We start from the raw sequence: 22856 nt of genomic DNA, 5'->3' as shown, positions 1-22856 counted from the left end.
GTTTCGCTGATTAACTTCCATGTCGGGGTGGAACTTAATTTGAAAACTAAGCTATGATTGAAATGTTCCTAAATAGTTTATTTGAAACAGGACTTTTACCATATAATTTGGTATAATATAGGAGAAGTTGTCGGAGGTTCAAAATGAAGGATGACAAAGTCTTGAAAGCGAAAATTAATGCGAAGGGTATGCAAATTTCTGTTGTGTCAAATGGCAGTTATGATGACTATATTTCTTTAACTGACATAGCAAAATATAAGAATCCAGAATATCCTGGGTATGTAATCCAAAACTGGATGAGGAATAGAAGTACCATTGAATTTTTGGGCTTTGGGGAACAACTCAATAATCCTGATTTTAATTACCTTAAATTCGAGGCAATTAAAATTAGCTATAATTCCATATTTATAAATTAAATTCATGTATTAATATTTAGCACCCACGGGAATAAAGAGGTGAATAAGTGGACCTTATAAAAGAGGCATATATTGCCCATATTAGACGTTCAGATAAATGCAAACAGACAGTGATAGAGCATAATGATGGTGTAGCCAGGCTGGCAAAGCGTTCCGGAGCGATGTATGGACTGGAGAATTTAGCTTTTTTTAGCGGACGGTATCATGACATTGGAAAAAATACCATGAGTTACTACAACTATATAAATGATGCGGCAGACGGAAAACCTGTTGTTCGCGGCTCGGTACTCCACTCAATTTATGGCGCCTGTTTTGCAGATTGTTTGGCAAAAGATACAGACCTATGCTCAAGATTGGCAGCGGAAATGATACGGGTCTCCATAATGAGCCACCACGGACTGCGGAATTCTCTTACAAAAGATGGAGTATCTGCATTTTTGAAGGCGGCAGAACGTATCTCTGACTCGTACAAGCAGGTGGCGTCCATCGTATATGAGACTTATGGGGAAAGAGTTATTTTAGAAGAATTTGCGAAAGCTTGTGCGGAGGCAAGAAACATACAAGATGAAATAAATAAATTTCAGCCCAAAAGGAATGGATTGGGTTCCGCACATATCTATTTAGCGTTGTATGTTAGACTGCTGACCTCTATCTTGATTGATGCCGATTGCACCGATACGGCCTGCTTTGAAGATAATGTCAAAATACCTGAACAAATGTCTGCTAAAGAGCTGACTGCGATATGGTGCCGCTATCGTGTCAATTGTGAAACTGAAATCCAAAAAATGCTGAGGGAAAAAGCGGCGTCGCCACTTGATTGCTATCGAATTGAGATATCTGAAGCGTGTGATAAATTTGACGGAAACAGCTGCGGGATATTCCGGCTCGTTGTTCCCTGTGGCGCGGGGAAAACGATATCAGCGCTGCGCTATGCACTGCAAACGGCAGAGCGATATATAAAACGCCGTATTTTTTATATCGCCCCATACAATTCAATTCTTGAACAAAACGCGGATGAGATAGCAAGGTGCATTGGGGATGACAATGCTGTATTGCGGCATCACTCAAATATGGTGTTTGAGCAAGATGACGGGGAAAAAGAGAAGAAGTATAAGCTGCTTACTGAGAATTGGTCGCAGTCCCCTGTTATAGCAACATCTGCAGTGCAATTTCTGAATACGCTATTTGCATCAAAAATTTCCGACGTGAGACGAATGCAGGCGCTTGGCAATGCAATTATTATTGTTGATGAAATACAGGCGTTGCCGATAAAAGTATTAAAACTTTTTAATGTGGCAATGAATTTTCTTTCCAGCTTTTGCAATGCTTCGATACTTCTATGTTCTGCAACACAACCGCTTTTAGATGAACTGGATGAATACCGAATTTGTCCTCCGCGTGACATCATTCAGGATGCCGACAGATACAGCGAAGCTTTCAGGCGTGTTAAGATCGTAGATTTCATAAGAGAAAACGGTTTCTCATCAGTCGAGGCGGCCGAATTTATATTTAGGCTGGCGCAGAAAGTGAAATCAATGCTCGCCATTGTTAATACCAAAGCAGCCGCGCGGAGAATTGCGGAACGCATTTTAAAATTATCACGTGGCAGCAGCGAATATAAAGTGTTTCATTTGTCCACTAATATGTGTCCTGCACATCGCAGCGCTGTAATCAAGGAAATGCGCAGATATCTGTCTGATGAGAAAAGTTCCAAAAAGATTATCTGTGTCAGCACAACGCTTATAGAGGCAGGCGTCGATCTCTCTTTTGAGCATGTTGTCCGTTCACTGACGGGGCTGGACAGCATTGTGCAGTCTGCAGGACGCTGTAACCGAAATCGGGAAACCGTGTGTGGAACTCTTTCCGTGATTTACATAAATGACGAAAAGATTGGTAAGCTTGGTCATATAAAAGAGGCTCAGGAAATAACCCGGGAAATTTTATACCATATTCATATGAATGCGGACCGTTATCCTGGCGGAGCTCTGTCAAAAGCCGCAATGGATGAATTTTACTCAAAATATTACCATTCGCTGCAAAGGGAGATGGCCTTTCCTTTAAAGGATGACCCAGAACATACAATCATTGATCTGCTTACCAATAATCCTGTCGGAAGGGAACGCAAACAGACATCGGGCGGCATTCTTTTAAAACAGGCATTCAGGGAAGCCGGAGAGGCATTTGAAGTGATTGATAATACAGGTAAATATTCGGTTATTGTAGAGTACAATGATGACGCCTGCAAACATATACGTATACTGCTGTCCAGTCACTTTATTTTTGAACAGAAAAAACAGCTGCGTTATTTGCAGCAATACACAGTTCAGCTGCCCGCACATACGATTGAGAAAATCGGAGCAGGTATAGTTCAAGAAAATGAGATTGGGGTGATAATCTTATCAAAAGATTTTTATGACAAAGATTATGGTATAGACGATGAGCCCAAGAGTTAATTTACCAGAGAGGTGTAAATGTGGAGAAAAAAAGGAATACAGTTGAATTTGAGGTGTGTGGCGACCGTGCACTGTTTTCTGACCCGATTACCCGTGTCGGCGGTGAAAAGAGCAGTTATTACGTGCCGACTTACGAATCACTGAAAGGCATATTGATGTCGGTGTATTTCAAACCTACCATCGTTTGGATTATTGATGCTGTGCGCATAATGAACCCCATTCAAACCGCTTCGGAAGGCATACGAACAAAAAATTATGACGGAGGTAATGATTTGTCAATTTATACCTACCTCAAAGATGTAAGATATCAGGTGTGCGCTCATTTCGTCTGGAACGAAAATAGACCGGAACTTGCGAGTGACCGAAATGAAAATAAACATCATAATATCGCAAAGCGAATGATTGAACGCGGTGGAAGACGAGATATTTTCCTCGGAACGCGGGAATGCCATGGGGATGTTACACCCTGCGTATTTGGTGAGGGCAAGGGCGCATATGACAGCATAGAGGAGCTTTCATTTGGCTATATGTTCCATGGATTCACCTATGCAGACGAAGCTATCCGGGAAAATGAAAAGGGAAATATGAGTACACGTTTTAACCATGTTGTAATGAGAAACGGTATCATAGAATTTCCTGCACCAGAGGATATAGCGGATAAGGACAGGAGAATATTACATAAAATGCAAGTCAAAAAATTTGGTGAAGCCCAGAAAAACTTCATTGGCTTTACAGAATTTACCGATGAGGAGGTGGGAGTATGAGTTGGGCCGCCACCCTGTGTGCTTTGTATGATGCAAATGCATGGCGCGCAGGGAACGTTGAAAACTGGAATGGCAAGTCGTTGGTACTCATGCCACTAGGCTATGATACAATGAAAGCTCAAATTGAAGTGATAATAGATGAGGACGGAAACTTTATCAGCGCCCGGACAGTCGACAAATCTGAGGCTGAAACGATAGTGCCTTATCCTGACAGGAGAACCAGTGGCGTGAAAGCTCTTCCGTTATGTGACAGTCTTTCCTATATTGCCGGGGATTTCTTAGAGCGGATAACCATGTTCCTTGACGGAGAGACAGAAAAGAAAAGGACCCGCACCATCCGTGATATCAAAAATAGCTTTCCGTCTTATATCAATGGATTATCGGCGTGGTGTTCATCAGATTTCGTGACAACGAAAGTTATGGCTGTTTATAAATATGTGCTACGAAGATCAGTAATAGCGGATTTGCAAAAAAGCGGTGTCCTTTTACCAGATGATGATGGTTTACTGTCCGACAGAAAGAAAATCCAAGGCGCTCGGATTGAAAAAGCATTTGTCAGATTTCGGGTTTATGAGAGGAAGGTCCATCAGGAGGAAACTGCGGTTTGGCTTGACAAGGAAACGCAGCAGGATTTCATCAAATACTATTTGTCAACCGCCAAAAACAAGGATCTTTGTTATTTTACGGGTAATATTGAACTAACAGCGAAAACAAATCCGGTTAAGATTCGCGGAGAATGGGATACAAAGGCAAGCCTGATATCCTCCAACGATGACTCTAACTTTACTTATAGAGGACGTTTTAAGACCAAAGACAAAAACAACGGCTATAATGAGGCTCTCTCTGTTGGGTATGAAACATCGCAGAAGATTCATAATGCACTGAAATGGATCATTCGCCGGCAGGGATATATTCGGGATGGAGTGTGCCTTGTAACATGGGAAAGCGCTTTGAAAGAATTACCACAATTCTATGAAGGTGCTGTGGGATTACTTGCTGCTTTGCCAAACAGAGATGAGCCGCTTCGGGATTCTGAGGATGCATTATTTGGCGAGAACGAAGCTGATCATACCGACACGAATTATGCAACCGCGCGAGACTTAAATTTAGCCATAGACGGATACGTAAAAAATATTGAGAATAACTCAAGTATGGTGATACTTGCACTTGACAGCGCATCTCCCGGAAGGCTTGCAATGACTTATTACAGAGAATTAGAAACATCCTCCTATCTGAAGAACATTAGGCAATGGCAGGAAAGCTGCTGTTGGCGGCAGGAATACTTTGATAAGGATAAAAGGTATCGTCATTATGAAGGTATTGATTCAGTCAAGGAGATTGCAAAAGCAGTTTATGGTACCGAGAAAGAAAAGCTCCTAACTTTGCCTTCAAATAGCGATGGCAAATGCCCGTTGCTCATATCTGCTTTTGACCGGCTGAGGCCATGTATCATCGACGGGGCGTCCATTCCGCCGGATATAGTCAGAACCGCAGTGATGAAAGCGTCTAACCCGTTAGCCTATGAAAAGGAATTTAATTATCTGAGAGTTCTGCACACAGCATGTTCCTTGATTAAAAAAAATTATTTGGAAAAGGGAGTGATATTTAATATGGCACTTGATGAACTTTGCACAGACCGGAGTTATCTTTTTGGACGGCTTTTAGCAGCTGCGGAAAAAATAGAGCGCTGCACGTTTGATAAGGGCGAAACTCGTACAACAAATGCGGAGCGGTATATGAGGCAGTTCTCGCAAACGCCTTTCCGGACGTGGAAAATCATTCGCAGGAATACACAAACTTATTTAAATCGATTAAAGCCTGGAAGCAGAGAATATTACAAAGATCTTTACGGGAAGATTGAAGGGCAATTTGAACCTGGCTGCTTTGAAGCAAAGAAACCTCTTGATGGGAAGTTCCTGCTTGGTTACGATTGCCAGCGAGAAGTCTTAAAGTTCCGAAAGAAAGACGATGTCATTGCTTCAGACGAAGATGAAATTAATACGATTAGTGAGGAGGAAGAATAAATGAGTATTTTGCAGAACAAGATTGACTTTGCGACAATTGTTTCCGTGACGCGGGCAAACATTAATGGTGACCCTCTGAATGGCAACCGTCCCAGGGAGGACTACAATGGCCATGGGATTTTTTCTGATGTGGCTATTAAACGCAAGATCCGCAACCGATTACAAGATATGGGGGAAAGCATCTTTGTCCAAACAGACGGAAGGGAAACAGATCAGTACCGCAATTTGCGTGACCGCGCCGCCAGTGACGCTCAGCTTGATGCTGAATTAAAAAAGGGTAAAGATGCGGATACGGATCTTTTTTCTAAAATAGCCTGTGAAAAATGGATTGATGTCAGAGCTTTTGGTCAGGTATTTGCATTCAAAAAGGACAGGAAGAAAGCGAAAGGTGAAGAAGATGAGGCAGGCAGCCAGTTATCTGTTGGTATCCGTGGACCGGTTTCGATACAACAGGCGGTCAGTGTAGACCCTATTGATATTGTTGACATGCAGATTACGAAAAGCGTGAACGCCGAAGGTGGAAAAAAAGGCAGAGCATCTGATACAATGGGGATGAAACACTACGTTAATTTTGGCTTGTATGTGATCTACGGAAGCATTAACTGTCAGCTTGCAGAAAAAACAGGCTTTTCTGATGAGGATTCCAACAAAATTAAGGAAGCGCTCTGTACACTTTTTGAAAACGATGCGTCTTCGGCTCGCCCGGATGGCACCTGTGAGGTTTGCAGAGTTTATTGGTGGAAACATAGTGATAAAACCCCGAAAGAAACTTCTGCGATAATTCAGCGCTCTTTGAAGATTACGTCAAAGGTTGAGGAACCTCACAGTTTTGATGATTACGATATTCCGGTGCCGGAAAGTATATGTGTTCCGGAAATAATTGAATTAAACCATATCCAAGAGTAAAACAGAGAATATTCGCCTAAAAGGACTTCTGGCAGCTTCATAGTTGCTGAAAGTCCTTTTATTGTGGAAGCTTTTGTCGTGGGCTTGACATAAGGGTGACGGAGGTGGTGACGACAATATTCGACAAATATCACAGTTTTGTAAAGATTCATTTCATAAAAATGTTTCACATTGTGTTGATATTGTTAATACAATAGGATATACTATAGATATAGACAATGATTTAAGGAGGTGAGCATAATGGCTAAAACAGCTAATATCAACGTCCGTATTGATCCGGAAACAAAAGCCGGAGCAGAAAAACTTTTTGCCAGTTTTGGTATTACAGTTACTGATGCAATTAATATCTTTTTACGCAAATCTATCATGGAAGGTGGTTTGCCTTTTGAAATGAAGCAGCCCCGGTACAATTCTGAGACAGAAGCCGCTATGCGGGAAGCAAGAGATATTATGAATGGTGATATTTCAACAAAAAGCTATTCTTCTGCCCGTGAATTGTTTGCAGAGCTTGACGCAGAAATGGACGGTGAATGATGTTACAATTAGAAACAACCGGACAATTTCGTAAAGATTACAAGCGGGTGAAAAAGAGAGGATATGATATGAACCTTCTGGAAGATGTAATCCAAACAATTTTAGAAGAGAAGTTGCTTGCAGAGAAGTATCGTGACCATTCCCTGACAGGAAACTATACAGGATTCCGCGAATGTCATATTTTACCGGATTGGCTGCTGATTTATGCAATAAAGCAAGATAAGTTAATTTTAACTGCTTCTCGCACTGGGACACATTCCGACCTGTTTGGAAAGTAGATAGTAAAAGTTCATCCTAAGTCCGCCGTTATTTAGTGAAGGTGGACTTTATTAAATAAATAAAAATTTTTGTCTTTTGCTTGATATAAGGGTGACGGAGGTGGTGGCGACAAGATTCGGCAAAGTACGATGAAATAAGACACAATCGGATAAGAAAATGTGTCGAATAAATGAAAATAGGGTAGCCAGGGAATAGGGTAGCTAAAATATGTAGAGGTTGTATAGTGGGATATTTTCGGATATAACGAATACAGGGTATATTTTCATAGTATTGCCATTTAAAAATAGGAAGGCGCGAATATTTTGATTGCGGTTAATGGATATTTTGATGGAAGTGTTGCTAAAAATACTGTAATCTATAGCCCTTTTCACCTATTTTAACCTAGCAGTTGCTAAACATACCATGTTCTATAGCCCTTTTCACCTATTTTAACCTAGCAGTGATACAGACTTTGGAAAAACTAAATGCAAGAAAAAATCAACGTGTTATCATTACTCTGTTAGATGAGGTAATATGTGAGAAAAAAGAAGTTGTGGTTAAGGGACTTTTATTATTTGCTGAAACTACTTTTGATAAGAAAATGATTAAGAAGTTAACGTAACTTTCATAATGACTTTGGAACGGTCGATGTATCGTTTCAAAGTCATTTATTATTAAAATAGATTTTGTCGTGGCCTTGACATAAGGGTGACGGATATTGTGACGACATTATTCGACAAATAACGGCATACCTCCAACGGATATATAATATAAAATAAAAACACCAAGGATTACATAAAAAAAATTGATCTATTATACTATAGTCATGATACTGAAGCTGGGTCACGCGCAATCCTTCCCGTTTCCCGTATGGCTGCAAAGGATAACCGTTCAGACTTATCTGAACGGTTACCGCAATTGTCACCTGTTATACTTATTTATAAAATTCCCGTACCGCTTTTCCCAGAAATGCCGCGGTTCCGTTTCCATACGGCGCATCCATACTCTTGCGCATATCCTCATTCTTTTCATAAGAATCTGCGATTTCCAGCATCAGTTCTTTTACGTCATCCATCTGATACAGCTGCTTGGATACAAAGTCCAGTTCTCCGATGAGGGACTTCACCTCGAAGGAAGAAACATCCGTGCCGATTTTTTCTGCCAGCTTTTTATAAATACCGTCTATCCGGTTCCGATATGCTTCCATGACCTCCACACCCGCAGGATTTTTTACCGCATCCATGGCCTTATCCTTATTTCTGTACCACTCCACTACCTTGCGGAAATTCTGCTGTGCGTCCTGTTCGGATGCTTTTTCCAGAAACTGCTCCCGGAACTTCTCCAGACTTCCGTATTTTTCCTTCATCACCTGCAGCTGTTCTTCTCCCATATTTGCAACGACAGCCTGATACATCTCATCCATTTCTTTTTTACTGAACATTTCAAAATCCATTTTATTTTCTCCTCTCAAAATGTCGGATATTCCGGAAATCAGACGGTTCAGACGGTCTCTTTTGATTTCCAGCATTCTTTTTTGTGTGACAAGTATGGAGTCTCTGTCCAGGTCAGGGTTATCCATAATCTCCCTGATATCCAGCAAGGGCATATCGAATTCCCGGAAAAAAAGTATCTGCTGCAAACGTTCCAGGGCTTTATCGTCATAAAGCCGGTATCCCCCTTCACTGTATGACGAAGGCTTCAATAGTCCTATTTCATCATAATAATGAAGGGTGCGCACGCTGATATTGGTTCGTTCGGATACTTCTTTTACGGTTTTCATTATGGTGCCTCCTGTTCCTGACAAGACCACACTACACCCTCACGTTCCGTGAGTGTCAATACATTTTACAGAGGTTACAGCAAATTTATTTCGTTTTAGTCAGATTCGTTTTATCAGAAACATTTCCATTGGCTGTCGCAGTTCCGGAAGGTCAAGTATAAGACAACCGCAATCACTATAACCCATTTTCCGATAAAAATGCTGAGCAGTTTCATTTACCTGTGTAGATGTCATAACTACTTTATATCCCTTTGCTTTCATTTCTTTTTCCCAATACATCATTGCCATTTTGCCAATTCCTTTTTCCCGTTGTTCATCTTTTATGTATATCAGGGTAAGAAAAGGGATGCTGTCCCAAAACATATTCCATCGGAAAACCCCAATTGGGGCATTGTCTTTAAAAATAAGATAACCTCTCTGCTTATTTACTTTATAATAAAATTCTTCTTCTGATAGATGCTTGTCAAATAAAAACCATAATTCCTTATCTTTTTGTCCAGCTTTTCTTATTTCTACCATAATAATGCCGCCTCGTTATATGTAATTCCAAAAAACAGTATCAACTATTATGAACGTTTTGTTACGGTTTGCCGACATCCATTTCTCGGATAGAACCTATAATACCTGAACCTATAATATTTACCTTCCACATGAACTAACAAAGTTCTTTCATCAATAAATTGATAACCACAGCGTTCCAAAACTCTTTGTGATTTCATATTATTCACTTCAACTGTTCCAATCAAATAAGGAATTCCGTAGCTTTCCAAAGCCCATTTTGTTACAGCCTTTGCCGCTTCGGTTACATATCCATACCCTCTGTACTCCGGCAGCAACTGGTAAAAAATTTCAGGTTCATGCAAATCGTCATGCTTTCCCACGCCTATGGTTCCTAATAACGTACCTGTTTTTTTATCAAATATTCCAAGAGATATCAGGCCATTTACAACATCCATATGTTTATATTGGGAAATTATCCAGTTAAAAAACTCTCTTGCGCTGCCGAGGCATGTCTGCTGAACATCATTTAATGTTTTTTCAAATTCAGGGAAATCAAGTTCTTTTAAATTACGTATTTTTAATCTCTCTGTCAGTAATTCCATACCTTTTATCCTTTCCGATTTGTTCGCTTACTTTCTAATTCACAGGATATTATGTCTTTTATACGCTGCCGGATCCATTCCCTTCTTTCAATGTCTGCATCTGAAGCTGCGCCGTCACCAGATTATAGTATATCCCCTTTTTCTCCAACAGTTCATTATGTGATCCGCATTCGGCAATCCGGTGTCCGTCGATAACAATGAGCCGATCCGCATCCTTCAGTGTGGACAGCCGGTGGGCGATAGCCAGGGTGGTGCGGCCGGCTGTAAGCCTCTGGAGCGCCTTCTGGATCAGATACTCGCTCTCCGTATCCAGGCTGGAAGTGGCTTCATCCAGTATCAGAAGCTTGGGATCATTGAGTATAGCCCTGGCTATGGCGATCCTCTGGCGTTCGCCGCCGGACAGATTGTATCCCTTCTCGCCCACATAGGTGTTATATCCGTTAGGGGTCTTGCAGATAAAATCATGGGCATTCGCCATTTTGGCTGCACGGATAATTTCCTCATAGGTCGCGTCCGGCCTGGCAAATCGCATATTGTTCAGAATCGTGTCGGAAAACAGGAAGGTTTCCTGGAGCACAACGCCAAGCTGGCGGTGGAAATCCTCTATCCGGTACTCATTGATATTCATCCCGTCAATCAAAAGTTCGCCGTCGTCCACATCGTACAGGTGCATGACCAGATTGATCAGTGTGGATTTGCCGGTGCCGGAAGCACCTACAATACCGATCATTTCTCCCTTCCTGATTTCGAAATTTATTTTTTCCAAGACAGTCTCATAGGAGCGGTAGCCGAAGCACACATCCTTAAAAACCACAGAGCCCTGGATTTCCCTGCTTACCGGGTTTTCCCGGTTCCGTATCTTCGGCTGTTCATCCAGCACGTCGTAAATACGTTCCAGACTGGTTAACATCTGTATGATCATGCGGGGCAGATGCGTCATCCAGCCCAGCGGGCCGTAGAGCATGGTGGCATAGGTGGTGAACTGCAGCAGCTGCCCTACCGAAAGCCCGCCGTCCAGTGTCTTGAGGCCGCCCAGAGCGGTTACAAAATAAATACCCATGCCCATGATAAAAGTGAGCATCGGGTAAAAGGATGCCCAGAATACCTCATTCTTCTTCTGAATCCCGGCATAGCTGGCTGATATTGTCTTAAAACGGTCGGATTCATATTTTTCCTTGCCAAAGGACTTCACCACACGGATGCCGGAAATCACATCCTGCAGGGCGCTGTTGTTGTCATCCCCGCGGCTGTACTGCATGTGGAATTTACGATGGATCACCTTACGGAAGCCCACCGAAAGGGCGACGGCCAGAGGCAGAAAAACGATGGACAACAGTGTCAGTCCCGGGCTGATGGTCAGCATTACAATGATGGCGCCCGTCATCAGCACCAGCAGGTAAAATATACTGCCGAAGGCATCCTCCATAAATCTGCGGATGTTAGCGGAATCGTTGTTAATGCGGTTCATCAGCTCGCCGGGACGCCGATCCTGGATAAAGGACAGCGTAAGTACCTGCATTTTCTGGTACAGCCGTCCGCGGATATCCATACTGATACCGGCTCCCAGCTTTGCGCTCCACAGGCTCCGCAGATACCTTGTGACGATAGACAGCACGGTAATAACCGCCATGATCAGCGTGAACTGGATGACTTCCCGGACACTGCCATGATCCGACATCAAGGTATTATCAATAAATCGTTGCTGGAACATCGGGCCTGCCAGACCCACTACGGATGAAAACAGCATCATCAGCGCCACCATGACAAACTGCTTTTTATAATTGGAACACAGGCGGACAAATTTTAAAAGTGTAACATTTTTCCCTTCACATTTGGGACATTCGCGGGTTCCGGGCAGCGCGCGGCCGCATTTGGGGCAGGTTTTTTCATATTCCCTGTTTTCTACCAGCCTGTCGCTGCCCTCCAGCAGCAGCATCCCGCCTTTGGCAATGGATGCGAAACGGGAGATATGCTTCATAGAAAAACGCGCCACATGCCTCGCCATCCCATCCTGTTTCTGTGTAACTACCAGAATACCATTATTAACCTGAGACTCGCATTTGATCGACGTTAATCCGGTAAGCGGCATTTCATAGGCAATACGTCCTTCTTCTATAATCAGCAGACGCATGGTTGTCAGTACCCCATAGGAGGACTCGCAGTACTTCCCGCTGCTGTTAATGTCAAAGGGAGAACAGTAGCGTATCTCTTCCCCTCCCGCAAGCGCAAACAGAGCCTTGATCTCCCCGGGCAGTTTTACTTTCAGTTCCATTTATGTCCTCATTCCTGCGCCATAAAAAGCGCACCAAAACTTGTAATATAATCATTTTTGGTAATATTTCATGCCCGTTCACCGGGCAGCACACCATATAGAAGCAGCCGGGCCGAATGGCCATCCATGCTGTGGAAGCGAAGCTTTCACAGCAACAGGCCCCGTCACCGGCGGCTGCATGCAGGGCTGTTTTTACAGGAACAGCCCGATTTTCTTCAGCTCTTTCCCCGTAAGCTTTGAGGTATCGGGTATTTCAAACCGGTTTTCATCCAGATCAGTGATCAGCAGCCGGGTATCGGTCAGATGAACCACCGCATTGCCGCTCATATGGATAGCAAAACGGCAGGGCCCGTGGTCAGTCACCACATCAAAATACGCAAAACCATACTCTTCCTTCACATTCTTCACTTTTGTAATAACCGGTGTGAAATAGCGCAGCTCCATCTGTTCGGTCAGCATCCTGCGCGTATCCTCGTCCACATCCTTATCCAGATCGCGGATTACACCGATTTCCTTTGCCTTTTCATCCGGCTCCCGTATGGAAATATACAGATTCTTCCCGGTAAAAGGGAAAGTACGGAACACCTGGACCCTGTTATAATGCCTGCCCTGCGTATCCAGCGATACAAAACCGCCTTCCGTCCGGCGGAATATACTATTATCCCTGTCCAGATAATTCAGAGCCAGCATAGCCTCCGTCTCCGCTTCCATCTGTTCCAGATCAAATTCCTGCGCAAATAAATCTTCCATAACTACCTCCTATTCCAGTCCCCGCATAGCCAATGCCTTGGTCTGCAGTTCCCGCAGCTTGAAATAAGTCCCTTTTTTAGCCAGCAGCTCCTCATGGCTGCCTTCCTCGGTAATCCTGCCCTCATCCATAACTACCAGCCGGTCCGCATCCCGCAGAGTGGACAGCCGGTGGGCGATGGAGATCGTGGTCCTTCCTTTAATCAGGAAATTAATCGAAGCCTGAATCGCCTTCTCCGTTTCCGTGTCCACGGAAGCCGTGGCCTCATCCAGAATCAGGATCCGGGGATTCGCCAGGATTGCCCTGGCGATGGAAATCCGCTGGCGCTCACCGCCGGACAGTTCCCTGCCGGTGGCCCCGATGATGGTATCATAACCGTCGGGCATTTTACAGATGAAATCATGGGCGCTTGCCAGAACCGCGGCCTGGACGACCTCTTCCTTGGTGGCATCGGGGTTGGCATAGGCGATGTTGCTGTATACGCTTCCCATAAATATGTAGGTTTCCTGGGATACCTGCGCCACATTACGCCGCAGATCGGTAAAGGCGATATCCTTCACCGGTATGCCATCTATGAGGATTTCCCCTTCATCCGGGTCATAGAGACGGGAGATCATATTCACCAGCGTGGTTTTGCCCGCGCCGGATCGGCCCACAATCCCCAGCATTTTGCCGCCTTCCACCTCCAGACTGACATTTTTGAGGATGGTCTTGTTTTTATCGTAGGAAAAGGTTACATTCTTCAGCCGGATGTCCCCCTTCATATTTTCTATATGTACCGGATTCTCCTTTTCCGTAATATCCGGAAGGGAATCGATAATTTCAAACATACGCTGGGCACTGGTCATGCTTTCCGCCCATTCGTGAAAACTGAAGGCCAGGAAATCCAGCGGATTGTTCAGCTGTGCCACGTAGCTGATAAAGGTGATCAGGACACCCAGTTCCAGATTTCCGTAATGGAAGAGCATGAAACCGCCCAACGCCCATACAAGCAGGTTGGATAAATTCTCCACCGCCGCATAAAGCACGGTGAAACGGTTATCAAATCGTACCAGCTCCACATCTGCATGCATCAGCTTCTTATTATATTTATCAAAGCGTACCAGCTCCTTTTCCTCCTGGCCGAAGGCTTTTACCACGCGCGCGCCGGTCAGGTTGTCATTTACCCTGCTGTTTAAAGAACGTCTCGCCCGATGGCGGCTGGAAAAATAATTGAACAGGGTAGGAGCCATCTTATAGCTGGTAAACAGCACTACCGGTATCCATACCAGCACCGGCACGGCAAGCTTCCAGTTAATCCGAAGCATGATCACGGCTGTTGCCACCAGGGATAATATGTTGGATGCCATATAGGGCAGGTCGTCCAGGAAGAACCCGGTAACCTCCTCCGAATCGCCCATAACTCTGGTCATCAGGTTTCCGGTCTGCTTGCTGTTATAAAAGCCCATGGACAGGCGGCCCATGGCGTCAAACACGTCTGTTTTCAGCTTCATCACCACACCCGGTATGATCCTGGCATTTAATACACCCTGGATGATGCCGAACACCTGGAGGGAAAGCTTTGTCATAAACATGGAGAGCACCACCAGCAGCAGCGCCGTCACGTATTTGCCTGCCGGCAGGTTTAAAAAATCCAGGAACGCCGGATCTCTTGCCAGCACCTTATCATAAAGAATCGTACCATTTAAGTACGGCCAGATCAGATTCAGCAGGGCGGTGGCCATAATACAGACAAACATCCCCGCAATACTGGCAGCGTAAGGCTTAAAATAGCTTAAAGCGCGGAAAAAGACGGAGCTTTTATTCATGCACCGGGGACAGATCTTCCGCTCCGGATCCGGGTACATCGTGCCGCATTTACTGCAGTATTCCTCTTCCTTTTCTCCCCGGAGCAGCTCCTCCGTCAGCTCTTTTCCTGTCTTTACCGCTTCAAATACGGCAGCAAAGCGGCGAAGCGGTACCAGATACATATTGGAACACAAAGCCAGGCGGATATCGTCTTCCTCCCCCTCCGGACGGTAAAACAGAACATTGGTAGCCACCTGCTTGAGCACCTGCATGGAAGCGGTTTCCGCCACCGACAGCAGCCGTATCTCATACGTGCGGCTTCCCAGGAATTTCTCCTTTTGCTCCATACATCCCTTATACTGCTTCGTATACAGGGGATCCCGGACCGACTGTGCCACCATGATCTGATCCCTGGTCAGCAATAACCAGCCATCCACATACTTTTCTTCAAAATTCATATCAAACCGGACTGCCGACAGACAGCCCTCCTTTGTGATTCCCCGTTCTTCCGCCAGGTTTTTAAGTACCGGCGGGAGTTTCTGGAATAGTTCTTCTGCCAATGTCTTGTTCCGGCACGGGATCGGATGCCCCAATCCACACGCCTTTCCCCTTTCTTTCTCTGCTGAAGCGATACGATGCCGCTGTTTTTAAACAAAAAAAACCCTCTTCCGGTTACGGAAAAGGGAAGATGGTTCCATGTCAGTACATAAGACAGGTATAGGCCGGACACCATGCTGGTTTTTTCGCAAACGGGCGCATTAATTGCATGAAAATGGTTTGGTTAAGAATATGATTATTGCTATGAAATACATGTAAGCATATCCTGTTCCTGAACATGTTGTCTGCCTCCTTTCTTAATAATCGAATCAGAATGTAAACATTTCTGTGAGTTTTCACAAAATCTGCCGGATAAAAACGGAATTCCTGCAGCTATTTATTAGTATAGAACCGCAGGAAGGATATGTCAAACATAATTTATCCGTTGGGTGCAGATAAAAAAGTTGGTGCCGCCATGGTTTTCCCCGGCTGCCATCCCTTTACTCACGGATTCCATATTTTTCATAGCAGTCCATGACATAACCGCTCACGTTTTTATCATATGGAGGAACCTCATATCCCCATGCCCCGGCGCATGCAGCTGCGGTTTTACGGAAAATCTCATGGCACAGGAACAGGGACTCCCACATATGTCCATAGGAATCCTCCCGGTAGGTGTGAAGCAGTTCTTTCCACAGTGTCTCCGGCAGGTACTTCTCCAAAAATTTATAGTTTTTTCCCACACTGAAGGTAAACCCGTAATCCAGCCCTGCTTTCCAGGAAAGCATGCGCAGCAGTTCCGCACGCATCAGATGCAGATGATCAATGGCATAAAGGATTTCCTTGCGTCCCAGCCCTTTTGCCACATACAGGGCCAGGTTCCAGAACTCGTTGCAGCAGTCGTCAAAGCTTCTTGCACCGGGTTTCTTTACATGATATTCCTCATCCGTTGGGATGATTTCCCCTTTCACCCGGTTATCCTTATCCAGCAAAATTGTCCGCAGCCCGTCGGCCTTCAGATACCCGTCCAGCTGCTTGCATTCCAGCAGGGTCAGATCCATTTTCGTATAATCCGCAAACAGGATGAGATAGGAATAGCCTTCCTCCTCTGCCGGGAACAGTTCCATATCCTCCGGCTTCTGCAGCATGATAATACGCCCGAATGCAGAAAGCCATTTGTCATCCCGGATAAAAGCCTCTTTGTCATTAACAAAATAAGTGATGTCATAATCCTGAAAGGAATCCTTGGGTATGTTGGGGTTCACCCGGGAACCTTCCATGCCAACCATACGGATATTTTCCGCCTCCCGTGCAAAACCCAATACCGTTTCCATAAATTCTTCCTGTGTCCTCATCCTGTTTTCCTCCCAACTGTACCCGTTTCCTGTTGTTTATGTTTTCCCACACCGGGCCGTTGGCACAAACCCGTGTCACAGAGTCCGCCCCCGCCCCTGTTTTTCATAAAACCTGCTTCGATCCTTTTAATCCGCAACTATCCTACTGGAAATTTTTTATTTATTTAAAAATGATTGACTTACACGTTACGTGATAGTGTACCATAAGAAGTAAGAACAAGGCAGAAGAACCGCCGGCATGATTCTGTCTTTTCTTTCTTCCCCCGGACAACAGGGGAAAAGAATACAGAGAACAGGGGTGATAACCATGAAAACGATAAGCCAGGTTGCCAGTATAACAGGCATAAGCACACGGACGCTGCAATATTATGACGAAATCGATCTGCTCAAGCCCAGCGAATTAACCCCCTCCGGTTACCGCCTGTATGATGATGAAGCCTTACAGAAGCTGCAGCAGATCCTGTTTTACAAGGAACTGAATTTTAAGCTGAATGAAATAAAAGAAATCCTGCAAAAGCCTGAATACGATAAAATAGAGGCTTTTAAAAAACAAAAAAAACTGCTTTCCCTGAAGCGGAACCGGATCGACAAGCTGATTGCGCTTCTGGAAAAACTGGAAAAAGGAGAAACGTGTATGAGTTTTAAAGAATTTGATCTCAGTGAATATATTGAAGCCCTGGAACAATTCAAAAAGGATAAGAGTGATGAAGTCATCCGGCACTGGGGAAGCCTGGAAAACTTCAGTCAGTTCATCCAAAAAATCAGGGACGACGAACCAAAACTGGCCCAGCTTGCCGTCAAACAATTCGGCAGCGTTGAAAAATATACGGAGGTCATGAAATATAATCTGGAACATTTTTCAGAGCTTATGGACCAAATAAATGAAGTCTCCCAAAACGCGGATGAAATCCTGAAAAAAAGCGACGAGCTGTTCCTTCAGCTGACAGCCGATATGTCCAAGGATCCGGCTTCCGAAGAAATTCAGGGTATTGTCAAGGAAATAGTGGAATTCACCAACAAAAACAATTCCATCGTGGATATGGGCGAAGGGTATTGGGATTTTGTCATAGACAGCTATTTAAGCGATACGGCCGGACCGATTACGGATGCCAAGTATGGGGATGGGTCTGCCGCCTATATTGCCAGGGCTCTGCAGATTTATTTTCATAAATAAGCAGCTGTCAATCTGGTTTTTTCCCTCTCTTGCGCCCGGGATAACATCACACATCGGGAAAAGCTGTAATGCGGCTTTCCCGATGACCAGCCCAATCACCTGTAAGCGCATGGTCTTTGTTTTTCTCCGGCAATGGTTGTCGTGTGACAATATCCGGACTATATCGTCAAGCAAGTCAATATTCATGTGGCGTTTCAACGCCAGCCTATAGTCCTTTTTGAATTGTGTCGTCCAAACAATATCACGGTTCATCGTTTCAACTCCCGGAGCGCCTCTTCTACGTCAGAATAGTGATTTACGCTTGGATCATGCGCGATACGCTCTGCTTCTAACATAGCGGCAACGGTTTTCTTGTTTGGCTGTTCCAACCTTACATCAAAAGGAAATCCACCGGCGCGTAAGGACTGCCGCAGAAAAACATTGATGGCAGTGGTTAAGTTCATACCTAACTCGCCGTAGAGAGCTTCACACTGCTTCTTGATATCATTGTCTATGCGAACACTGAAATTTGTTGTATTTGCCATATAATTACCCCCATTTGCATTTCAATATATTTATATTATATGCTATTTGCAATGCAAATTCAATTTATCAAACGAAAATTTATATATAGCAAATTATAAAATGGAGGACGAAAAATAAATCAGGAAAAGAAGAGCAAGCATGGAAAATGGAGCCGCACTTCCCAAAAAAGGCTTTGAGGAAGTGCCCCAAACCCTCTTTGTTTTTTCAAACCGCTGTCCTTGTGAAACTTATATTTCATTACAATACAGCCGGAAATAGTCAAAATTACAGAGCACATCGTTTTCATCCGGCACCATGCGCACACCATACCTGGAAAAACCAAGTTTTTTTATCACACATTGGGATGCTGTATTTTCAGGCTTTACAATCGCTGCCAACATATCCAATCCTGCCTCTTCAAACGCATATCGTACGACAGCCCGCGCAGCTTCCGTTACATAGCCTTTATTACGGTATTCTTCGGAAATACCGTAACCGTGCGCAGGAACAACCGCCCTGTTTTTAATTCCATAAATACCTCCCCCAAAATAATACGCATTGACCTGCAGACCAGTCACGTTTCCTATACCATTTCCTCCCGGATTCTCCGTACCAGCGCTTCCCTGTCCACACGGCTGTAATCCGTTGTATCCACAATGATCTGCGGCCCGTTCGCCGTGAAGGTATCCATTCCTCTCTGCACAATCCCGTCGGCAAAGCTTTCGTAGGATAACCGTACCGGGCAACCCGTCTCCCGGCTGCCGGGGTAGCAGTCATTCACCACGTGCCCCGGATGTCTGTCCGGGCTGCTGTTGCGCTCCAGAAACCGTTGATATATTATCTTTGTATCCCCTGTCAAAATAACAGTGATGGCTTTATATGCGTATTTATCAAGAATGGCATCCAGACCTGCTTTGGATGCGTTTTCGAAATTATTTTCCAGGAGAAAGGGCTGTCCGCTTTTCATAAGCTGTTCTGCCGTGTCATACATGATTTCCATGGCAGCTGTCCCCAGCTTCACTTTTTCTTCCCTTGACCGGAATCCAATGGTATCATACATCAGTTCTTTGATCCGATCCTTGGATATCACCGGCAGCCCGAAAGCCTCCGCCAGGAAACCGGCCATGGTGCTTTTTCCGGAAGCGGGAATTCCGGTAACAAGAATGCAATACATAAACTTCATTCCTCCTTTTTCTCGGCTCTTGCGAATTCCGCGCCGGCGCTGTCATGGATTGAGGCCATGAACATCGGGCGGTACCTCCTTGTTAAGCTGTCGTCTTTTATCACCTCAGCCGGGAAATGATCAGGCAGGCGGATAACCATGAAATCCTTTCTTCAAAAATAAAATGCGTTTTTTAATATTATAAATTGCTATTTTGGTATGTAAGGCAGAGTCATATCCATGGAAAGTTCCTTTTGTTTCATTTATTGTTACGTCCGCCCCTGCTTCCCGCAATCTCTTTCCATATAAAATGCCTTCATCATGCAAGCAATCATATTCCGCCGTTTCGATATAGGTATTGGGAATTATGGGAGGGAAACAACAATGCATCGGAGAGGCGTCATATGTATCTTCAGCTTTCAAATCCTTACAATAATATAACCACATCCGTTTGTTATTTTTTGCGTTCCATAACGGAGTATCTGTAAACTTTTTCATGGAATCCGTCCGCATGTCTGCATCTGTTACCGGATATACAAGCATTTGAATACATGGCTGTTTCAAATCTTCCTGTTCATAGTTATTACAAATTAATGCCGCAATAGATGCGCCGGCGCTGTCTCCGGCCACTCCAATCTTTTCCTTGTCAATCCCGAATTCTTCTGCATTTTCTATGATGCATTTATATAACGCCAAGACATCATCATATGCAGCCGGGTACGGATACTTTGGTATCAGATGGTAATCCGGAAAATACACCCTGCATTTTGCTTTCCCTGCATATATACACGCAAGTTTTTTATGATAGGCGGAAGCTTTATAACTGAAAGCACCTCCATGAACATAAATCAAACAGGGAAGCTTTTCTTTTTCCTTTGTTGGCTCAAATATTTCCACCTTATATTTTAACCCTTTATATCCTTCAACAGTAATATGTCTGTGAATAACTTCCCTGGGAATCTTGGTTAAATGAAAAGATAGTACCTGAAAGATATTGGCACACCTTATAAGCACCTTGTTATATGGAACTTTTCTGGCGATTTGCTTTAACTCAGAATGAATCTGTTTTTTGTATTTCATTTATAGGCACGCCCTTCTTTTATTAGTTCACAAAATTCCTATTATGCTTTGTTTCCGGTTCAAAGGCTATCCCTACTCTATGCTTCCCGATTCACTTGGTTTACCGTTTTTCCATCCATAAAAGCCCTTAAATTATCAACCGCAATGTCCATCAGCCTCTGCCTGCTCTCCTTCGGTGCCCAGGCAATATGAGGTGTAAGGATACTGTTATAACAGCCCAGCAGCGGATTATCCGGCCGGATTGGCTCCGTAGATACCACATCACATGCCGCCGCATACACCTTTTTGCTTCTGAGAGCCTCCGCAAGATCCTCCTCCCTGATCAGCTGGCCTCTGCTGGTATTAATCAGAATCACCCCATCTTTCATTTTTGCGATAGTTTCCCTGTTGATAATTCCTTCTGTCTCAGGGAACAGCGGGCAATGCAGGGAAATCACATCTGCTTGTGCAAGCAGCTTCTCCCAGGTTACATACTCCGCAATATCTTTCCCCTTCTCACTGCGGGAGAAATTAAAAGCCAGCACATTCATACCAAATGCCTTTGCCAGTCTGCCCACCGCCTGTCCGATACGTCCAAAACCTATAATGCCCATGGTTTTGCCCGCAAGCTCCATGAGAGGATATTTCCAGAAGCACCAGTCCTCATTATCGGACCACTCCCCTCTCTTAACTGCATCAGAATGCTCCGCCACATGATGACAGACCTCCAGAAGCAGGGCAAAGGTCATCTGCGCTACCGCCGTTGTTCCGTAGGCGGGAATATTGCATACGGGAATTTTCCTTTCTGCCGCCGCCTTTACATCCACCACATTATATCCGGTTGCCAGGACCCCCACATACGTAATCGAAGGACAGGCAGCAAACACATCCGCACTTAACGGTGTCTTGTTCACAATCACTGCATCCGCATCACCGATCCTGGCGATCACATCCTCCTTTGGTGTCCTGTCATATACAACAAGCTCACCGAGATTCTCAAACCCTTCCCAGCTTAAATCACCCGGATTCTCTGTATAACCATCCAATACCACTATTTTCATATCCTGCTCCTTGTATGTTTTACAATCGCCCTATTACTACAGCATTGCCCAGGCGCGGTTGATTACCCGCTTTGTCCCTGCCAGAATCAGATCCCCATCCTCTCCCTTCCACGGCTTCACTTCAAAAGAAAGCACATAAGGATCCTGTGCATGGAAGAATCCCTCTTCCTTTAATACACGGAAGAAATCCAAAAGTTCCGGTATATCATTTGCGCTTTCCGGGAAGCCGAATCTCGGATGCTGATCCCCATATGCCTCACACCCTTTTTTCACCACTGCATTTCCGATATGGAAATGTGTGATATAAGGCCGAAGCGTCTGAACCACAAATTTAGAAGTTTCATAGGTCGTGGGGAAATGGGACAGATCCACCAGCAGGCCAAAGTTATGGAAGGAACTTCTCATATCTGCCGCAAACTTTGCCGCGAAAGGAGCGGGGCCAATAAGGGCTGCCTTATCCATATCAAAATCAAAGACCTCAAGTTCCACCATCATTCCTTTTTGGGCGGCATAGGCACACACATTCCCGGTTGTCTTAAGAAGCTGGCTGTATGCCAGATCCTTTGTTTTCGGCTCCCATTTACCTGCCAGAAAAGCAATTCCTCCTGCCCCCAGATACGCCGCCTCATCCACCGCTTCAAGTAAAGTTTTCTCAGCCTTCTGTCTGCCTGCCTCATCCACATCATTGGGATTCAGGCCAGAGCCGAGCAGCCTCGGCTGCGCTCCGTAGCAAACCTTCATATGCGCCTGTTCCAGCATGTTCCTTGCTTTTAAACGGGTTTCATCATCCATAAACCGGCATACCTCAACCGCATCAAAGAAATCATCGCAGCAAATCGTCTTAAGGGAATCCAGCACATCCATATCCGCCGGGGGATGGCTCATCCACTGAATCGTACCAATCTGAAAATATTTGTGTATAGAATCCTTCATCTTTTTCCTCCTCCGCGCCCGCCGT

23 protein-coding genes are annotated in these 22856 nt (G+C 44.6%); 9 read left to right on the top strand and 14 right to left on the bottom strand.

All coding sequences use genetic code 11. The annotated features are described in order from the left end of the window. The first annotated feature begins 143 nt into the window (after positions 1 to 143). The 8 genes from DXA36_RS27865 (at position 144) to DXA36_RS27830 (ending at position 7977) form a co-directional block, all read left to right on the top strand. A complete protein-coding gene (locus DXA36_RS27865) occupies positions 144 to 416 on the top strand; it encodes a KilA-N domain-containing protein (protein WP_118682535.1) in 273 nt (90 codons plus the stop codon). A 47-nt stretch (positions 417 to 463) separates the two neighbouring features. Then, on the top strand, positions 464 to 2869 hold the full coding sequence (gene cas3 / locus DXA36_RS27860) for a CRISPR-associated helicase Cas3' (RefSeq protein ID WP_118682534.1): 2406 nt from the start codon (positions 464 to 466) through the stop codon (positions 2867 to 2869). A gap of 20 nt (positions 2870 to 2889) precedes the next feature. Then, on the top strand, positions 2890 to 3633 hold the full coding sequence (gene cas5c, locus DXA36_RS27855; RefSeq protein ID WP_118682533.1) for a type I-C CRISPR-associated protein Cas5c: 744 nt from the start codon (positions 2890 to 2892) through the stop codon (positions 3631 to 3633). Beyond that, positions 3630 to 5657, top strand: coding sequence for a type I-C CRISPR-associated protein Cas8c/Csd1 (cas8c, locus tag DXA36_RS27850; RefSeq protein WP_118682532.1), 2028 nt, complete (start codon positions 3630 to 3632; stop codon positions 5655 to 5657). The genes cas5c and cas8c overlap by 4 nt, the downstream gene beginning before the upstream one ends. Continuing rightward, positions 5658 to 6563 (top strand): type I-C CRISPR-associated protein Cas7/Csd2, encoded by a 906-nt coding sequence (cas7c, locus tag DXA36_RS27845; RefSeq protein ID WP_118682531.1) that lies wholly within the window; start codon positions 5658 to 5660, stop codon positions 6561 to 6563. A 240-nt stretch (positions 6564 to 6803) separates the two neighbouring features. After that, positions 6804 to 7097 (top strand): type II toxin-antitoxin system RelB/DinJ family antitoxin, encoded by a 294-nt coding sequence (locus DXA36_RS27840; protein ID WP_118682530.1) that lies wholly within the window; start codon positions 6804 to 6806, stop codon positions 7095 to 7097. Further along, complete coding sequence (locus DXA36_RS27835; RefSeq protein WP_118682540.1) at positions 7097 to 7375, top strand: type II toxin-antitoxin system YafQ family toxin; 279 nt, start codon at positions 7097 to 7099, stop codon at positions 7373 to 7375. Before DXA36_RS27840 ends, DXA36_RS27835 begins: the two co-directional genes overlap by 1 nt. Positions 7376 to 7827: 452 nt before the next feature. Continuing rightward, entirely contained in the window at positions 7828 to 7977 is a 150-nt protein-coding gene (locus DXA36_RS27830) for a hypothetical protein (protein ID WP_182479288.1), read from the top strand. 312 nt (positions 7978 to 8289) lie between these two features. On the opposite strand, the gene DXA36_RS27825 is transcribed toward DXA36_RS27830, so the two are convergent. The 7 genes from DXA36_RS27825 to ant(6) form a co-directional block, all read right to left on the bottom strand. After that, positions 8290 to 9135 carry a MerR family transcriptional regulator gene (locus DXA36_RS27825; protein WP_118682528.1) on the bottom strand — a complete coding sequence of 282 codons (846 nt, stop codon included), beginning with the start codon at positions 9133 to 9135 and terminating at the stop codon, positions 8290 to 8292. 99 nt (positions 9136 to 9234) lie between these two features. After that, positions 9235 to 9654, bottom strand: a complete 420-nt coding sequence (locus DXA36_RS27820; RefSeq protein WP_118682527.1) for a GNAT family N-acetyltransferase — start codon at positions 9652 to 9654, stop codon at positions 9235 to 9237. A 47-nt stretch (positions 9655 to 9701) separates the two neighbouring features. Continuing rightward, the gene (locus tag DXA36_RS27815; RefSeq protein ID WP_118682526.1) at positions 9702 to 10238 is read right to left on the bottom strand and encodes a GNAT family N-acetyltransferase; all 537 of its coding nucleotides are present in this window, start codon (positions 10236 to 10238) and stop codon (positions 9702 to 9704) included. 58 nt (positions 10239 to 10296) lie between these two features. Then, entirely contained in the window at positions 10297 to 12510 is a 2214-nt protein-coding gene (locus tag DXA36_RS27810) for an ABC transporter transmembrane domain-containing protein (protein ID WP_118682525.1), read from the bottom strand. Positions 12511 to 12702: 192 nt separating this feature from the next. Then, positions 12703 to 13260: a DUF1854 domain-containing protein gene (locus tag DXA36_RS27805; RefSeq protein ID WP_118682524.1), complete on the bottom strand. Its 558-nt coding sequence runs from the start codon at positions 13258 to 13260 to the stop codon at positions 12703 to 12705. Between the two features lie 9 nt (positions 13261 to 13269). Continuing rightward, positions 13270 to 15606, bottom strand: a complete 2337-nt coding sequence (locus DXA36_RS27800; RefSeq protein WP_118682523.1) for an ABC transporter transmembrane domain-containing protein — start codon at positions 15604 to 15606, stop codon at positions 13270 to 13272. A 477-nt stretch (positions 15607 to 16083) separates the two neighbouring features. Next, the gene (gene ant(6) / locus DXA36_RS27795; protein WP_118682522.1) at positions 16084 to 16938 is read right to left on the bottom strand and encodes an aminoglycoside 6-adenylyltransferase; all 855 of its coding nucleotides are present in this window, start codon (positions 16936 to 16938) and stop codon (positions 16084 to 16086) included. A 307-nt stretch (positions 16939 to 17245) separates the two neighbouring features. On the opposite strand from ant(6), the gene DXA36_RS27790 reads away from it, so the two are divergent. Beyond that, on the top strand, positions 17246 to 18112 hold the full coding sequence (locus tag DXA36_RS27790) for a MerR family transcriptional regulator (protein ID WP_118682539.1): 867 nt from the start codon (positions 17246 to 17248) through the stop codon (positions 18110 to 18112). Positions 18113 to 18158: 46 nt separating this feature from the next. On the opposite strand, the gene DXA36_RS34330 is transcribed toward DXA36_RS27790, so the two are convergent. The 7 genes from DXA36_RS34330 to DXA36_RS27755 form a co-directional block, all read right to left on the bottom strand. Further along, on the bottom strand, positions 18159 to 18245 hold the full coding sequence (locus DXA36_RS34330; protein ID WP_243114758.1) for a type II toxin-antitoxin system YafQ family toxin: 87 nt from the start codon (positions 18243 to 18245) through the stop codon (positions 18159 to 18161). A 115-nt stretch (positions 18246 to 18360) separates the two neighbouring features. Continuing rightward, entirely contained in the window at positions 18361 to 18636 is a 276-nt protein-coding gene (locus DXA36_RS27780) for a type II toxin-antitoxin system RelB/DinJ family antitoxin (RefSeq protein WP_118682521.1), read from the bottom strand. Positions 18637 to 18864: 228 nt separating this feature from the next. After that, a complete protein-coding gene (locus tag DXA36_RS27775; protein WP_182479287.1) occupies positions 18865 to 19194 on the bottom strand; it encodes a GNAT family N-acetyltransferase in 330 nt (109 codons plus the stop codon). A gap of 5 nt (positions 19195 to 19199) precedes the next feature. Beyond that, positions 19200 to 19790: an AAA family ATPase gene (locus tag DXA36_RS27770; RefSeq protein WP_118682538.1), complete on the bottom strand. Its 591-nt coding sequence runs from the start codon at positions 19788 to 19790 to the stop codon at positions 19200 to 19202. 129 nt (positions 19791 to 19919) lie between these two features. Beyond that, positions 19920 to 20858, bottom strand: a complete 939-nt coding sequence (locus DXA36_RS27765) for an alpha/beta hydrolase (RefSeq protein WP_118682519.1) — start codon at positions 20856 to 20858, stop codon at positions 19920 to 19922. 77 nt (positions 20859 to 20935) lie between these two features. After that, complete coding sequence (locus DXA36_RS27760; RefSeq protein WP_118682518.1) at positions 20936 to 21898, bottom strand: D-2-hydroxyacid dehydrogenase; 963 nt, start codon at positions 21896 to 21898, stop codon at positions 20936 to 20938. 36 nt (positions 21899 to 21934) lie between these two features. After that, on the bottom strand, positions 21935 to 22831 hold the full coding sequence (locus DXA36_RS27755; protein WP_118682517.1) for a sugar phosphate isomerase/epimerase family protein: 897 nt from the start codon (positions 22829 to 22831) through the stop codon (positions 21935 to 21937). Positions 22832 to 22856 lie beyond the last annotated feature (25 nt).

This window comes from Eisenbergiella sp. OF01-20 (assembly GCF_003478085.1).
In the GTDB taxonomy this organism is placed as follows: Bacteria; Bacillota; Clostridia; order Lachnospirales; family Lachnospiraceae; genus Eisenbergiella.
This window is presented reverse-complemented; position numbering and strand designations above follow the sequence as displayed.